This is a genomic window from Mycobacterium sp. E1214, from assembly GCF_001666755.1.
Lineage (GTDB): Bacteria > Actinomycetota > Actinomycetes > Mycobacteriales > Mycobacteriaceae > Mycobacterium.
In genome coordinates this window covers 85504-100945 of the sequence record NZ_LZJC01000150.1, presented here as the reverse complement: position 1 = coordinate 100945, position 15442 = coordinate 85504, and the positions used below count along the sequence as shown (strand labels likewise).

General features: G+C 66.5%; 14 protein-coding genes. 7 read left to right on the top strand and 7 right to left on the bottom strand.

The genetic code is table 11. The annotated features are described in order from the left end of the window. On the bottom strand, positions 1-556 hold a 556-nt coding region (locus A5700_RS21105; protein ID WP_156671337.1), incomplete at its 3' end, for a PPE family protein. Positions 557-893: 337 nt separating this feature from the next. On the opposite strand from A5700_RS21105, the gene A5700_RS21100 reads away from it, so the two are divergent. Further along, a complete protein-coding gene (locus tag A5700_RS21100; RefSeq protein WP_068068103.1) occupies positions 894-1910 on the top strand; it encodes a GTP-binding protein in 1017 nt (338 codons plus the stop codon). 29 nt (positions 1911-1939) lie between these two features. On the opposite strand, the gene A5700_RS21095 is transcribed toward A5700_RS21100, so the two are convergent. Genes A5700_RS21095 through nadC form a run of 4 tightly spaced genes read right to left on the bottom strand, consistent with a single transcriptional unit; the run spans position 1940 to position 5297 of the window. Continuing rightward, positions 1940-3307 carry an MFS transporter gene (locus A5700_RS21095; protein ID WP_068068151.1) on the bottom strand — a complete coding sequence of 456 codons (1368 nt, stop codon included), beginning with the start codon at positions 3305-3307 and terminating at the stop codon, positions 1940-1942. Positions 3308-3314: 7 nt separating this feature from the next. Then, positions 3315-3656 (bottom strand): phosphoribosyl-AMP cyclohydrolase, encoded by a 342-nt coding sequence (locus tag A5700_RS21090; RefSeq protein WP_068068100.1) that lies wholly within the window; start codon positions 3654-3656, stop codon positions 3315-3317. 11 nt (positions 3657-3667) lie between these two features. Continuing rightward, positions 3668-4405: an orotidine 5'-phosphate decarboxylase / HUMPS family protein gene (locus A5700_RS21085; RefSeq protein ID WP_068068096.1), complete on the bottom strand. Its 738-nt coding sequence runs from the start codon at positions 4403-4405 to the stop codon at positions 3668-3670. After that, positions 4398-5297 carry a carboxylating nicotinate-nucleotide diphosphorylase gene (gene nadC / locus A5700_RS21080; protein ID WP_068068093.1) on the bottom strand — a complete coding sequence of 300 codons (900 nt, stop codon included), beginning with the start codon at positions 5295-5297 and terminating at the stop codon, positions 4398-4400. The genes A5700_RS21085 and nadC overlap by 8 nt, the downstream gene beginning before the upstream one ends. 384 nt (positions 5298-5681) lie before the next feature. On the opposite strand from nadC, the gene A5700_RS21075 reads away from it, so the two are divergent. Together A5700_RS21075 and A5700_RS21070 are read left to right on the top strand one after the other, a co-directional pair. After that, positions 5682-7079, top strand: a complete 1398-nt coding sequence (locus A5700_RS21075; protein ID WP_068068090.1) for an FAD-binding oxidoreductase — start codon at positions 5682-5684, stop codon at positions 7077-7079. Between the two features lie 65 nt (positions 7080-7144). Continuing rightward, positions 7145-7756, top strand: coding sequence for a TetR/AcrR family transcriptional regulator (locus A5700_RS21070; protein ID WP_197502777.1), 612 nt, complete (start codon positions 7145-7147; stop codon positions 7754-7756). 52 nt (positions 7757-7808) lie between these two features. On the opposite strand, the gene A5700_RS21065 is transcribed toward A5700_RS21070, so the two are convergent. Then, complete coding sequence (locus A5700_RS21065; RefSeq protein WP_156671336.1) at positions 7809-9176, bottom strand: aldehyde dehydrogenase; 1368 nt, start codon at positions 9174-9176, stop codon at positions 7809-7811. Between the two features lie 129 nt (positions 9177-9305). On the opposite strand from A5700_RS21065, the gene A5700_RS21060 reads away from it, so the two are divergent. From A5700_RS21060 to A5700_RS21045, 4 genes are all read left to right on the top strand, one after another. Next, entirely contained in the window at positions 9306-10259 is a 954-nt protein-coding gene (locus A5700_RS21060) for an alpha/beta hydrolase (RefSeq protein ID WP_068068083.1), read from the top strand. A 129-nt stretch (positions 10260-10388) separates the two neighbouring features. Further along, positions 10389-10997: a TetR family transcriptional regulator gene (locus A5700_RS21055; protein WP_068068144.1), complete on the top strand. Its 609-nt coding sequence runs from the start codon at positions 10389-10391 to the stop codon at positions 10995-10997. Between the two features lie 274 nt (positions 10998-11271). Next, positions 11272-11727 carry an MmpS family transport accessory protein gene (locus tag A5700_RS21050; RefSeq protein ID WP_197502776.1) on the top strand — a complete coding sequence of 152 codons (456 nt, stop codon included), beginning with the start codon at positions 11272-11274 and terminating at the stop codon, positions 11725-11727. Next, the gene (locus A5700_RS21045; protein WP_068068080.1) at positions 11724-14633 is read left to right on the top strand and encodes an RND family transporter; all 2910 of its coding nucleotides are present in this window, start codon (positions 11724-11726) and stop codon (positions 14631-14633) included. Before A5700_RS21050 ends, A5700_RS21045 begins: the two co-directional genes overlap by 4 nt. Here A5700_RS21045 and A5700_RS21040 read toward each other — a convergent pair. Continuing rightward, positions 14626-15408 (bottom strand): SDR family oxidoreductase, encoded by a 783-nt coding sequence (locus A5700_RS21040; RefSeq protein WP_068068078.1) that lies wholly within the window; start codon positions 15406-15408, stop codon positions 14626-14628. The genes A5700_RS21045 and A5700_RS21040 overlap by 8 nt on opposite strands. Positions 15409-15442 lie beyond the last annotated feature (34 nt).

Below are 15442 nucleotides of genomic sequence, written 5' to 3'. Positions count from 1 at the left end.
CCATGGCCTGGTCGGTGGTGGCGTCCGGGGTCGTGGTGTTCGGCGGCGCCGGGAACGGCTCGAGCGCCGAGGCCAACACCGAGGCACCCGCATAGCCATACATCGCCACCGCGTCCTGAGCCCACATCAGCCCGTAGTCGGCCTCGGTGGCGGCGATCGCCGGAGTGTTCTGCCCAAAAAAATTAGTGGCGACCAGCGTCGCCAGCAGCACCCGATTCGCCGCGATCGCCGGCGGCGGCACCGTCATCGCGAACGCCGCCTCATACGCCGCCGCCGCCGCCCGACCCTGACTCGCCGTCTCCTCCGCCATCGCCGCCATCACCGACAACCACGACACATACGGCGTCACCGCCTTAAGCATCGACGCCGACGCCGGCCCCACCCACGGACCGCCGCTCAACTCCGTCACCACCGACGAATAACCACTCGCCGCCGCCCCCACTTCAGCGGCAATCTCATCCCACGCGGCGGCCGCAGCCATCATCGGCCCCGAACCCGGACCCGCATACATGAGACCGGAATTGATTTCGGGCGGTCTCGCTCCGAAGTCAAACACCGTGTCCTCCTCAGTCAACCGAGACCACTGGCAATCTCGGCGGTCAGGAATCAGTTGTGGCCGCCCTTGCAAGCTGGATGCGGCCACGGAAGAGGTGATGGCATCGCCGCCATCACGCGGCTTAGTTTGCCGCCGACCGAGCGCTGCGTGCCAGGACCAATGAGCTCACAGAGCGAAGGCGAAAACTCTTATCGGAGGCTGTTTTTGGACTGTTCAGCCCCCTATTCGGTTGTCGGCAGAATAATGCGCGGCGGCGCGCCGTCGGGGCGGTCTGCGGTAGTCGATAACATGCAGGACAGAGGCTTTGGTTCTTGCAACGTTAGCGGGAGGATGATCTGTGCGAGCAATCCCCGTGATCGGCTTGACGGGTTATCTCGGTGCCGGCAAGACCACGCTGCTCAATCACGTGCTGCGCAGTCCCGGAGCGCGGATCGGCGTCATCATCAACGATTTCGGTGAACTGAATGTCGACGCCATGCTGGTGACCGGCCAGATCGACGAGCCCGCGTCGATCGCCGGAGGCTGCATCTGTTGCCTGTCCGACGACGACGGCATCGACGACGCGTTGGCCAGGTTCACCGATCCACGGCTCGAACTCGACGCCGTCATCATCGAGGCCAGTGGCGTGGCCGAACCCGCGGGCGTCGCTCGCATGATCGGCTTCAGCGATGTCAAGGGCGTCCGGTTCGGCGGGCTGGTCGACGTCATCGACGCCGCAACGCACTTCGACACCGTCGACGTCGGCCCCACGCCTCCTGCCCGTTACGCGGCGGCATCGCTGATCGTCGTCAACAAACTCGATCGACTTCCCGAAACCGAGCGCGCGGCGATGGTCGATCGGGTGAAAGACCGGGTGCAGCAACGCGGGTCACGCGCGGCAGTCATCGGAGCGATGGACGGGAACATCGACCCAGAACTGCTGTACGACGTCGCGGTGCCACGAGACCAGCTTGGCCAGCTGTCCTTGCGTGAATTGTTCGTCGACGTCGACTCAGCGCATGCGCACCATTCGGCCCACGCCGACTCGGTCACGGTGACGAGCACCGGCCTCGTCGACCCGGGCGCGCTGCTCGACCTTCTGGAGAATCCCCCAGACGGGGTGTACCGGCTCAAGGGTGTGGTGGCGGTGCGGTACGGCGCCGCCACCCCCACTTACCTGGTCAACGTGGTGGCCGACGCCGTTCACGTCGAGGCCGCGCCGCCCGGTGCGGTCGCCAACTGCCTCGTGGCGATCGGCGCCCACCTCGACGATGACGACGTTCGAGCTCGGTTGGAAGCGGCGCTGCGCCCCGCCACCGGCTCGCCAACGGTGGCAACGGTGCACCGCCTTCGGCGATATCGCCGCCGCACCTGACCGCCAGGGTAGAGAGTCGCTTCGTGGTCCTACCCGGGACCCTCGCCGGCCGCGGCAAGTGACGGCTCGGCCACGGGCGTGACCGCCGTCCGCTCGAGCCGTCCGATGGTCTCCGGGCCGACCAGGACGGCGATGAGAAAGATGACGTACCAGGCGAAGAGAAAGGCAGCCAGCCGCGATGGGATGTCTGCGAGTGTCGGACTGGCCAACGTCACGAAGGTGGTCATGAGGCCGCCGATCGCGAAGCCGCCGTTCCAGAGGAACGCGGTCCCGGTGGCTCGGACGCGGGTGGGGAACAGCTCGTTGAGGTAGATCATCGCGGGGCCATAGATCGCATTGGACAAGAACACGAGGATCAACGAGTACAGCAAAATCAGGGGGCCGGACTGCGCGTTCAGTTGGGTGATCACCCAGTACAGCGACGGGACCACCACGAGGTCGATCACACCGAACAGTACGAGGGTCCTCCTGCGCCCCCAGACTTCGCTCAACGCCCCGGCGGCCACAGTGCCGACCGCCACGACGACGCTCGAACAGATGAGGAAGTCGCTCGCCAAGCCGCCGTCGAGTTTGTTGAACTTCTGATACACGGTCGGCAGGTAACCGGACGTCAGGTAGTACGACGTCCCGGCGCCCGAAACCACCAGGACGCCGGTGAGGATCGTCCGCCGCCGGCCACGCTCGAACAGGCTCTTCACGGTCGTGTGCGTCGACGCGCCGGCGACGGCGTGGTCTTGCCACGACGCGGGTTCGCCGGCGCCCCGCAGCAGAAGGTAGCTCAGCACCGCACCCAGCAGCCCGCTGAAAAACATGAAGCGCCAACCCCACACGGCGAATTGCGCGCCCGGGAACAGTGCATGGCAGATTAGGCTGGCAACCGAGGCCAACACGGCACCGACCGCCGGTCCTCCCCCGCCGACCAAGCCCGACACCGCGCCGCGCAGATTTTCCGGCACCGTCTCGGTGGCAAGTGTGTGCGTCGAGGCGACGATGCCGCCGACGAACAACCCCTGTATCAGCCGGAGAAGGATGAAACCTATTGGCGCTGCGGCACCGGCCACCGCGAACGTCGGAACCGCACCCATCAACGCCGTCGAAAGCCCGGCGCCCGCGGTCGTGACGAGCAGCAGTCGCTTCCGCCCGAGCCGGTCCGCAAGCGGCCCGAAGACAAACGAGCCGAGGGGCCGCATGATCAGACTCACCGCGAACGAGGCGTATACGGCGGCGAGCGAGAGCGTTTCGCTGCGCGCGGGAAAGATGAGCTCGCTGACGGCGGAGGCGACGAACAGCAGGATGAACAGGTCGTAGAGGTCGAAGGCGAACCCCACGATCGACGCCGCGACCGCCGCCCCGAATCGCCGCGCACCGGCGGGGCCGACGTCCGTCGACGCCGTCACCTGTGCCTCATCCACGGACGGCAACCGGCTTACTGAAGCACGTCACGCCCCCGTCGTGGCACACCGGTGTCTGCGGTTCGATCTCCAGCAAGGCGGTGTCCGAGTCACAGTCGACGGCGATGCGTTGGATGTGCAACGGCGGGCTTCCGTCGTCTTCGCCCTTCACCTGAACGCGCCCGAGCGTCCGCCGGAACAGCGTCACCACACCGGTGCTCAGCGTCTTCGCCCACGCCTCCTCGTCCACGAACCCGACCATGAGCACCTCCCGAGTGACCGCGTGCTGCAACACCACGGGCGCCAGGCCGCCCAGCTTCGAGAAGTCCAGTGCGACCGTCTGATCGAAGCTCATCAGTACCCTCCTCAATTGGCGCCGGCCGCGGTGAGCGCCTCTTCGCCCAGCCGGCGCGCCGCCTCGCGCGGATCGTCGGCCGCGGCGATCGCGCGGCCCACCACCGCATACCGGCGGCAGCCCACCGCCGCGGCGAATACCTCGGGAATGCTGCCTCCCAGCGCTCCGATGCCCGGCAACAACAACACCGGCCTGTCGACCCGGTCCTGGAGAGCCTTCGCGTGGAGGCGCACCGCCGCGGCGTCATGGGCGGGGAGGACAAAGTGGCCGGCGCCGTGCTCGACCGCCGCACCCAAGATGCGCTCGAGCGCATCATCGGCGACAAAGCCACCGGCACTGGCGAAGTATTCCGGCAAGGGCAGAGCGCCTCCAACGATTGGAGTCAGACCCGCCACACGCGCTTGGCCGACGAATTCGCTTACCGCCCGCTGCCCGGCAAGCGGGAACAAAACGATGGCCGTGACGCCGGCCTCGCGGCAGAGCTGCGAGAACCGGTGGGCCATATCCGGGATGTCGGGCCCGGCCTTCTGGTGGTCGTAAATTATTGGCAGGTGCGATATTTCCCGGATTGCCTGGACCGCAGCGGGCAGGCCGAGGCGCAGGGCGCCGGCGATCCCGAGCTTGTAGGCCACGATGCCGTCGATGTCGGTGGTCGCCTCGACGAGACGCCTGAGCGCATCGACGGAGTCCACGTCCAGCGCGGGAATCACACCGCCGTCGGTGGATCGCCAGTCGGCGGCGTCAGGCACGGACGACGTCCGCTTTTAACGCCTCGGCAATGAACCGCTGCGCGCTGGGCTTGACCTCGCCGATGTCCAGACTGACGTCCAGCGCTTCGACGCTGTGGGTGAGGTCGCCGACGGAGATGACGTCCACACCGAGTTTGGCCACCTCGACGATGTTGTCTTCGCGGATGCCGCCCGATGCCTCCGTCATCGCGCGACCACCGACCAGCGCGATACCGGCGCGCATCTCGTCGAGGTCCATGTTGTCGAACATGATCACCTCGACGTTCGCGGCGACCGCCTCCTCCACCTGGCTCAACGTCTCACATTCCACTTCGATCTTGAACGTGTGCTGAGCCCTTGCCCGCAACGTCTCGACCGCCTCGGTCAAGCCACCGGCCGCCTTGATGTGGTTGTCCTTAACCAGGATCGCGTTGTGCAGGCCGAACAGGTGGTTGTGGCCGCCGCCCACGCGGACCGCGTACTTCTGAAGAACCCGGATGCCGGGGACGCCCTTGCGGGTGTCGGTGATCCGGGTGCCGTACGGCTCGACTAGGGCGACGTAGCGACGCGTTTTCGTCGCGATGCCCGATAGCTGTTGGATCCAGTCCAGGGCGGCGCGCTCCGCGGCGAACAGGGTGAGAGTCTGGGCCTGCACGCGCAAGAGCACATCGCCGGGTTGCACCCGCTCGCCGTCGTGTACCTGGTAGGAGACTAAAGCGTTGGGTTCGATCGCTTTGATCGTCTCTTCGGCGAGCAGCAGACCACACACCACACCGGGCTTCTTAGCGTAGATCAGGGCCTGGCTCCGGTCGTCCGGCTCAACCAGGAAACCGCCGGTGGTGTCACCCGCGCCGATCTCTTCGCGGAGCCCCTGCTCCACGAAGGGCCGGACCATGAACCCCGATAGCTGCATCGGCCTTCACCTTTCAGCCCGCAGCCGGCACCGGCGGCTAAAACGCCGGACCCGTTGGGCACGAGATCACGATTCATCCGAGGAGACCGCCGCGCAATCGCGTTGTCCGGGAATCGAATCCAGAGGTCACCACTTGAGCAGACGGTATCGGAGGGCGCGGCTGCTGTCCCCTATTAATACCGCGGCGATCAGAATCCCATGGGCGGGCCCAGCCGCCCACCTCGCGCGAAGCGATCCACTTGGCCCTCCCCACCTATCCCTGGCCGAAGCGCCGCGAACTAGGTATGGTCGTACCGTACTGCAATACCTTTTGCTTCGCGGTGACGACCTTGCCTGATCAACACCCCACCGCGAGGCACTATTCGCTATAGGAAGGAACCGGCGATGCCCAGCTGGCACGACGCACTTGCGCAATTGCAACAAAGTCTGAATGGACCCCTGCTGACGGCGGAGTGCCCCGAATTCGGCGACGAGACAGGCGTTTTCAATACAGTCGTGCGCCACCGCCCGGCCGTGGTCGTGGGCGCTGTCGATGCCTCGGATGTCGCGAACGCGGTGCGTTTCGCTGCCGCCCATAATCTAAAGATCGCGGTCCTGAACACCGGACACGGACCTTCCGTTCCGGCCGATGCCGAGACGCTGATGATCACCACGCGCAGGATGCGCGAGGTCACGGTGGACGCGGAACAGCGCCGCGTGCGCGTCGGCGCCGGCATCCGCTTCGCGGAGCTCGTCGCTGCCACCGCTTCCCACGGCTTGGCGCCGCTGTGCGGATCGGCTCCCGGCGTCGGCGTGGTCGGTTACACCCTCAGTGGCGGTGCCAGCGCCACCTTGGGACGCAAGTACGGGTGGGCCTGCGACCATGTGAGCGCGATCGACGTGGTCACCGCGGACGGCGAGTCGCGTTGTGTGACACCACAGTCGCATGCCGACCTGTTCGAGGCGCTGCTCGGCGGGAAGAGCAACTTCGGGGTCGTGACGGCCATGGAATTCGCGCTGTTTCCCGTGACACAGCTTCACGCCGGCGCGTTGTTTTACGCCGGTGAACACATCGCGCCCGTCCTTGATGCCTATCGCGCGTTGACGGTATCGGCGCCCGACGAGCTCACTACCGGCTTCGCGCTGCTGAATCTGCCACCGCTGCCCGGCCTTCCGCCGTTCATGGCCGGCAAGCCGACCGTCTCGCTGCGCGTGTCCTTTGTCGGCGACGCCGCCACCGGGGATCGGCTCATCGAACCGCTGCGCCAAGCGGCGCCGCTGCTGGCAGACACTGTGACCACCATTCCTTATTCCGCTTTCGGAACCATCACCAACGACCCGACCGACCCGGCGGCCGCAGTCGAACAATTCGCGCTGCTGCGCGAGTTGACTCATGACACGGTGGCCGCGATCGTCGACGCCGTGGGACCGGGGTCGCAGAGCGCGATCAACATCGTCGACATCCGGCACTTGCAGGGGGCGTTCGCCAGGCCACCGGCCGTTCCGAACGCCGTGGGAGCCCGCGACGCGGCCTTCGCCATGTTCGGGTTGACGGTCGTGCCGCCGGGCCGGGCGGCAGCCGAGTTCGGACGGTCCGGCTGCGAATTGATCGCGGCGTTGACGCCCTGGCTGCACGAACAGGGCAGCCCCAGTTTCCAGGGGCCGGGTGACATCGACGAGCGAGGAACCCGCCGAGCCTACGCTCCCGACGTCTACGACCGGTTGCGAACGGCGAAGGCAAAATACGACCCCGACAACAGGTTCCGCGTCAACCACAACATCGCCCCGCACCCGGCACTGTGACCGCGGCACTGCGCCGCGCCGGTGAAAGGTTGCATCGGCGTGGTATGGCCGTACCATATTCACCCATGCCCATAGAGCGACGCACCCGGCGGGCAGGCGGAGCCCGCCGGGCCGCGGTCGCCGAGACCGTCGCCGACGTCTTGGCGGAGCGCGGGTACGAGAGCACGCGCTTTGCGGACGTCGCCGCCGCCAGCGGTGCTGCCATCAGCACGCTGCAGAACTATTTCGGTTCGCGTGAGGACATGCTGATCGAGGCGATTCGGCACGCGACCGAGAAGGAGGTCGTCGCGCTCGAGGCGGTGGCCCAGGCCGAAGCCGATCCCTGGCTTCGCCTGGTGGCGATGATCGACCGAAACCTCAACACTCCGTTGACCAATCATCGGCTGCTCATCGAAGTCTGGCGGTCCAGCATGCGTGACGAGGAACTGCGTGACTACAGCCAGCAGGGTTGGGCGCGCTACCGCGCACCGTTCGTCCAGACCGTGATCGACGGCTCCGACGCGGGCGTCTTCACGCCAGTCGCCAGCCCCGACGACATCGTCGATCTATTGCTCGCGTCGTTGGCCGGCGGCATGATTCCGCGCACGCTGCGCTTTCCCAACCCGTCGGCCGATCAATTCCGGGCGGCGCTGCTGCGCCATGTCGGGGTGATGCTGGGCCGCGGCGGCTATCACTGAGCAAACGACGCGCGCTAAGACGCCATATCCATTGCCGCGTAGCGCCATTCGCCTACCGCACGTCTGAACGGCCCGGCGCCGACCAGTGCACCACCTTCACGGCCGTCATCTCGTCCAGCAGTTCCGGCCCGAAGCCGAACCCGCTGCCACTGGCGCGGCGCGGCTCGGACGCGCCGCCAGGGGCGCCGCCGAACACGTCGTTGATCTTCACGGTCCCGACGGGAAGGCTGCGCCACGCCTCCTGGGCGCGCCCCATGTCGGCGGTCAACACGGTGGCCGCCAGGCCGAACCGGTCGTCGGCGGCTTCGGCCAGCGCGGTGGCGAAATCGGGCACGACGCGCACCGGCGCGATCGGGCCGAACGTCTCCTCGCGCAACACCGCCATGACCGGCGAGCAATCGGTCAACACCGTCGGCGGATAGAAGGAGCCGGGCCCCTCGGCCGGCTCCCCGCCGATCAGCACGTGGGCGCCCTGCTTGACGGCGTCTTCCACGTGAGCGTGCACGTGCTCGCGATGTCGCTCGTCGACCAGCGGGCCGACCCGGCCCGCCCACGCCGACGCCTCGTCGACCAGCGCGTTGATGAACGCGTCGGCGATCGACTGCAGGACGTAGATCCGCTCGACCGAGACGCAGATCTGCCCCGCGTTGGCGAAGGCTCCCAACGCCGCCTGCGAGGCCGCCCAGGCCGGATCCACGTCGGCGTCCACGATCAGCGCGTCGTTGCCGCCGTTCTCCAGCAGCGCTTTGGCCCCCCGTTGCGCGCAAACCCGAGCGATCTCCTGGCCGGTCGCGCTGCTGCCCACGTGCGCGACCACGTCCACCAATTCCGATTCGGCCAACCGGGCGCCGACCGTGCCGTCGCCGTCGACGATCTGCAGCACACCGTCGGGCAGCCGCGCCGCCAGCAGCTCCGCGAAGCGCCGGCCCGTCTGTGGGCAGCGCTCGCTGGGCTTGTGCACCACCGTGTTGCCGGTCACGAGCGCCGCACCGAGCAACCCGGCGGCCACGGCGACGGGATCGTTCCATGGGGTCAGCACCGCGACCACCCCCCGGGGCTGCGGAATCATCAGGTCCGCCGCCGACCAGCCGCCTTGCAGCGCGTGCCCCCGATGCAACGGGCCGAGCTGGGCGTACTGCAGCAGCGTTCCCATGCCGGCATCGACGCCACCGCGCGCGTCACCGCGCACCTTCCCCGTCTCTCGCTCGTTGAGCTCAGCCAACTCGTCGGCGGCGGCATAGACATCCGACGCCGCCGCGGCGATGGCGGCGGCCCGATCCGCCGGCGAGGTGCGAGCCCACTCGTCGGCCGCGGCGGCGGCGCGGCGAATCGCCTCATCGCAGTCGGACGGCTCGGTGATCGGCACCTGCGAGACGGTGTCGCCAGTGCGGGGATCCAGGACGCTGATGATCTTTGTCATGGCCGAAGACACGCCAGCGGATACCCTGCGCTCGTGCCGACCAATCAGGCCGGATGTCGCACCGGCCGAGACAACGCTCGTCCGGTATGGTCGGCGGGTCCGCGGGCACGCGAATCAAAGGTCAGGTCAATGGGCGAGGCATATCCCGACAACGCCTACACCTCACGACAGGCGCTCAATCCAGACCTACGCACGGTGGCCCGGTTCCTGCCCCGCGGCTACGCGCTGCAACACGGTCTCAAGTTGCAGCGCAAGCTCATGCATCTGATGGGCAACGCGGGCCGGATCCGCGACGTGCCGGTGGCCGCCGTCAACGAACACGTCACCGTCCGGCTGCATCGCCCGACCGACCTACCGAGTCGAGCACCCGCGCTGCTGTGGATCCACGGTGGCGGCACCGTGATGGGTCACGCCGCCCAAGATGACAAGTACCTGCGGAAATTGTCTCGTTGCGCCGGCGTCGCGATCGCGGCGGTGGAGCACCGATTGGCGCCCGAGCACCCGTATCCGACGCCCGTCGAGGATTGTTATGCGGCGTTGCGGTGGCTGGCCAACCAACCATGGGTGGATCCGGCGCGAGTCGGCGTCGGAGGGGCCAGCGCCGGCGGGCATTTCGCAGCGGCGGTGGCCCAGCGAGCCCACGATCGCAAGGACGTGGCACTGGCCTGTCAGCTGCTGATCTATCCGATGCTCGACGACCGCACCGGAGCCGAGCGCGACGCCCGCAAGCGCCTGATGTGGACGGCAACGGACAACCAACTCGCCTGGCGGTGGTACCTCGACGGAGCCGACCCGCGCGACGCGGCGCCGGCGCGCCGCGATGACCTCTCCGGTCAGCCGCCCACCTGGATCGGGGTCGGCACGCTGGACCTGTTCTACCCGGAATCCCGGGCCTACGCTCGGCGCCTGCGCGACGCCGGCGTGCCCGTGCACGAAGAGATAGCCCCCGGCGCTTTCCACGCCTTCGACCAGATCGCCGACAAGGCCCCGGTCTCGGTGCGGTTCTTCGACAGCCAGTGCACGTATCTGCGGGGCGCCCTCGCCGGGCCCGGCGCCGATTCCGGGCTCCACACCACCGATTAAGGCGCTGCGCCGCAACAGTTTGCGTCGAGCCGGTGCGGCCCGCGCGGTCGCCGTCGCCGCGGCAGGTCCGACGCGTTCGGACACGTTTTGACTGCAAAGTATGCAGAGTGTGCAACTATAGAGGCCGTGGTGGTCAACCAGATGGGCCTGCGCGAGCGCCGTCGCCGTCAGACGAGCGCGGACATCCGCGACGCGGCGGTGCGCCTGACGCTGGAGCGCGGATTCGACAAGGTCACCGTCGACGAAATCTGTGCCGAGGCCGGCATTTCCACGCGCACGTTCTTCAACTACTTCCCCAACAAAGAGTCGGCACTGGCGTACGGGCCCTCCGATATTCCTCCCGAGTTGGTCGCCGATTTCGTCGCGGCCGGCCCGGCTCGGTACTCGGTGGTGTTGGCGGAGCTGATCACCTTGGCGGCGCACCATCTGCGCGACGTCCCGCCGCGCCGCGAGCATGCCGCCCACATGCTGGAGCTGGCCAAGACCTCCCCCGCGGTCCTGGCAGCGTTCCTGGCCGACCTGGAGCGCTTCCAGAATCACCTCACCGACGTGGTGGCGCGCCGCCAGGGCATGCAACCTGACGACGAGATCGTGGCGTTGATCGCCGCGCTGGCCCTGACGGCCGTGCGCTCGGGCATCGAGCGCTGGTCGCAGGGCGAGGCGGACGAGACCGCCGACACGCCGATGCCCCACGTCGAGCGGGCCGCGGCGCTGGTCAACAGCATCTTCACGGAGTGATTTGAAACACCGTCAGCAATAGTTGCATGGTGTGCAACATATGCAGAATATGTACTATGCTCGACTCGCGGTTCTCAGCTAAGTTTCGCAGTAACAGGCAAGAGCACCGGGGGTGAGCGTCGGTGCGCTTGGCGGCCCGCGCCGCCGGCAATCGAACGACCGTTGATCATTGTCACCGTCGAGAAACACTGCGGTGCAACGTAAGTCGTGGAGCTCGTGTGGCCATGGCCTCGTGTGCGGGCGGCGCTCACGCTGACCGCATCACGAGTGGGTGATGAGAAAGGGAATCACCTCGGTGCAGATATCCAAGTTGGTGCGTACCGCGTGGTTGCCGCTGCTGATCGTGGCGGTCGTCGTGGTCGGCGGCTTCGCCGTCGTGCGGGTCAAGTCGTTCTTCGGTGCCCAGGACACCAAAATCCTGACCAGCCCGCGGCTTGACGACTCCAAGCCCTTCAAGCCAAAGGTGGTCAAGTACGAGGTCTTCGGCTCGGCGCCGGAGGCCAACGTCAACTACCTGGATCTGAGCGCCGACCCGAAGCGGGTCGACGGCGCGCCGCTGCCGTGGACGCTGGTCTTGAGCACCACCGCCCCGTCGGTCTTCCCGAACCTTTCCGCGCAAAGCGACGGTGACTTCCTGGGGTGCCGCATCACCATCGACGACGAGGTGAAGGCCGAGAAAACGACCACCGGCGTACACGCCCTGACCTTCTGCTTGGTGAAATCAGCATGAGCACCGTCTCCGACGACACGCGGACCGACACCATCCCGATCAGCCAGGCGCCGGTACGGGAGCGAATTCCGCGGTTGATCCGCAAATTCGCCGTCCCCATCATCCTCGGCTGGATCGCGATCATCGCCGTGCTCAGCGTCATCGTTCCCGACCTGGACGAGGTCGGGAAGATGCGATCGGTGTCGATGACGCCCGACGACGCGCAGTCCGTGGTTGCGACCAAGCGCATGGGCGCCATCTTCAACGAGTACAAGTCCAACAGCTCGGTGATGATCGTGTTGGAGGGCCAGAGCCCGCTCGGCGCCGACGCCCACGCCTACTACGACAAGATGGTCCAGAAGCTCGACGCCGACACCAAACACGTCGAGCACGTCCAGGACATGTGGAGCGACCCGCTCACCGGGGCGGGCGCGCAAAGCAACGACGGCAAGGCCGCCTACGTGCAGGTGTACCTGGCCGGCAACCAGGGTGAGGCGCTGGCCAACGAGTCGGTCGAGTCGGTACAGAAGATTGTCTCGGGCCTGACCCCACCCAAGGGGGTGAAGACCTACGTCACCGGGCCCGCCGCGTTGTCGGCGGATCAAAACGTGGCCGGCGACCGCAGCCTGCAGTTGATCACGGCGGCCACGTTCACCGTCATCATCGCCATGCTGCTGCTGGTGTATCGGTCGATCGTCACCGTGCTGCTGACGCTGGTGATGGTGGTGCTCGAGCTCTCGGCAGCGCGGGGAATGGTGGCGTTCCTCGGCTACTACAAGATCATCGGACTTTCGACATTCGCGACCAACCTGTTGGTCACCTTGGCCATCGCGGCCGCCACCGACTACGCGATCTTCTTGATCGGCCGATATCAGGAAGCCCGCGCTATCGGCGAATCCCGGGAAGAGGCCTACTACACGATGTACAAGGGCACGGCGCACGTCGTGCTCGGCTCGGGCATGACGATCGCCGGCGCCACCTTCTGCCTACACTTCACCAACCTGCCCTACTTCCAAACCCTCGGCATCCCCTTGGCCATCGGCATGATGGTCGTCGTGGGCGCGGCGTTGACGCTCGGACCCGCGGTGATCTCGGTGGCGACGCGATTCCGCAAAACGCTGGAACCCAAACGCACACAACGTATTCGCGGGTGGCGCAAGATCGGCGCCCTGGTGGTGCGGTGGCCGGCGCCCATCCTGGTCCTGACCGTCGGGGTCGCGCTCGTCGGGCTGCTCACGTTGCCCGGCTACCGCACCAACTACAACGACCGCAACTACCTGCCCGCCGACCTGCCCGCGAACGAGGGTTACGCGGCCGCGGATCGGCACTTCTCGCAGGCGCGGATGAACCCTGAAGTGCTGATGATCGAAAGCGACCACGACCTGCGTAATTCCGCGGACTTCCTGGTCATCGACAAGATCGCCAAGGCGGTTTTCCGGGTGCCGGGAATCGCTCGGGTGCAGGCGATCACGCGTCCCCAGGGCACGCCGATCGAGCACACCTCGATCCCCTTCCAGATCAGCATGCAGGGCGTCAGCCAGCAGATGAACCAGAAGTACCAAGAAGACCAGATGGCCGACATGCTCAAACAGGCCGACATGATGCAGTCGACCATCGACAGCATGGAGAAGATGCAGAGTCTGACCCAGCAGATGGCCGATGTCACCCACCAGATGGTCGCCAAGACCAAGCAGATGAAGGTCGACATCGACGAGATCCGGGACAAGATCTCCAACTTCGAGGACTTCTTCCGCCCGGTCCGCAGCTACTTCTACTGGGAGAAGCACTGCTACGACATCCCGGTGTGCTTCTCGCTGCGCTCGGTGTTCGACACCCTCGACGGCATCGACACGACGGCCGACGACGTCGGCGAGCTGGTGCCGCTGTTGGAGCACCTGGACACGTTGATGCCCCAGCTGACGGCGTTGATGCCACCGATGCTCGCCAACATGCGGGCGATGAAAACGACCATGCTGACCATGTATTCGACGCAGAAGGGCCTGCAAGACCAGCAGAACGAGGCGCAGAAGAACTCCAACGCCATGGGCAAGGCGTTCGACGAGTCGAAGAACGACGACTCTTTCTACCTGCCGCCGGAGACCTTCAACAACGCCGAGTTCAAGAAGGGCATGAAGAACTTCATCTCGCCCGACGGCCACGCGGTGCGCTTCATCATCAGCCATGACGGCGATCCGATGTCCCAGGAAGGCATCTCGCACATCAACCTGATCCGCAAGGCCGCCTACGAAGCGCTCAAGGGGACGCCGCTGGAGGGCTCGAAGATCTATCTCGCGGGCACCGCGTCGATCTACAAAGACCTCAGCGACGGCAACGCCTACGACCTGTTGATTGCCGGGATCTCCTCGCTGTGCTTGATTTTCATCATCATGCTGCTCATCACCAGGGGTGTGGTCGCCTCGGCGGTCATCGTGGGCACGGTGCTGCTGTCGCTGGGCGCGTCGTTCGGGCTCTCGGTGTTGATCTGGCAGCACCTCATCGGCATCGAGCTGCACTGGATGGTGCTGGCCATGTCGGTCATCATCCTGTTGGCCGTGGGCGCCGACTACAACCTGCTGTTGGTGGCGCGGTTCAAAGAGGAGATTCACGCCGGCTTGAACACCGGCATCATCCGATCCATGGGCGGCACCGGCTCGGTGGTGACGTCGGCGGGCCTGGTGTTCGCGTTCACCATGATGACGATGGCGGTCAGCGAGTTGACGGTCATCGGTCAGGTGGGTACGACCATCGGCCTCGGGCTGTTGTTCGACACGTTGATCGTCCGGTCGCTGATGACGCCGGCGATCGCCGCGCTGCTGGGCAAATGGTTCTGGTGGCCACAACGGGTGCGGCAGCGCCCGCTGCCGTCGCCCTGGCCCAAGCCCGGCGAACGAACCGAGAGCGACGCGCCGGTGATCAGCGCTACGTGACCCAGTCGGGTTGCGCGGCGACGTCGACCGCCGAGAAGTCCTTGTGCCCAAGGCCGGCGGTGACGCCGCCGTCCACGACGAATTCGGAGCCGGTCGAATAGCTGGACTCGTCGCTGGCGAGGTACACCACCAGGTGCGAGACCTCCCGCGGGTCGGCGGCGCGGCCCAGGGCGGTCTGGAAGATGTCGTCGGGCACCCATTCGGTCATCGGCGTCTTGATCAGGCCGGGGTGAATCGAGTTGACGCGAATACCGCTGGGCCCCAGCTCCAGCGCCGCCGATTTGGTCAACCCCCGAACGGCGAACTTGGTGGCCGTGTAGCCGTGGCACGCGATGGTGCCGGCCATCCCCTCGATCGAAGAGATGTTGATGATCGAGCCCCGGCCGGCTTCCTTCATAGGCTTGACCACCGACCGGATGCCGAGGAACACCCCGGTCAGATTGATGTCGAGGATGCGCTGCCACTCGGAGAGCGCGTAGTCCTCCAGGGTGCCGATGTTGATGATGCCGGCGTTGTTGACCAGCACGTCCACCCCACCGAACTCGGTGACCGCCAGGGTCACCGCCGCGTCCCACTCCTCGGGCTTGGTGACGTCGAGGTGCAGGTAGCGGGCCGCGTCACCGACCTCGGCGGCGACTGCCTTGCCTTCGTCGTCGAGGATGTCGCCGAACACCACCTTGGCGCCCTGCTCGGCCAGCGCGCGCACGTGCGACGCCCCCATGCCGCGCGCACCGCCACTGACCAGGGCCACCTTGCCCGCCAACCGTTGTGCCACCGCATCGCTCCCGTCGTGTAGGTGCCTAGCACCA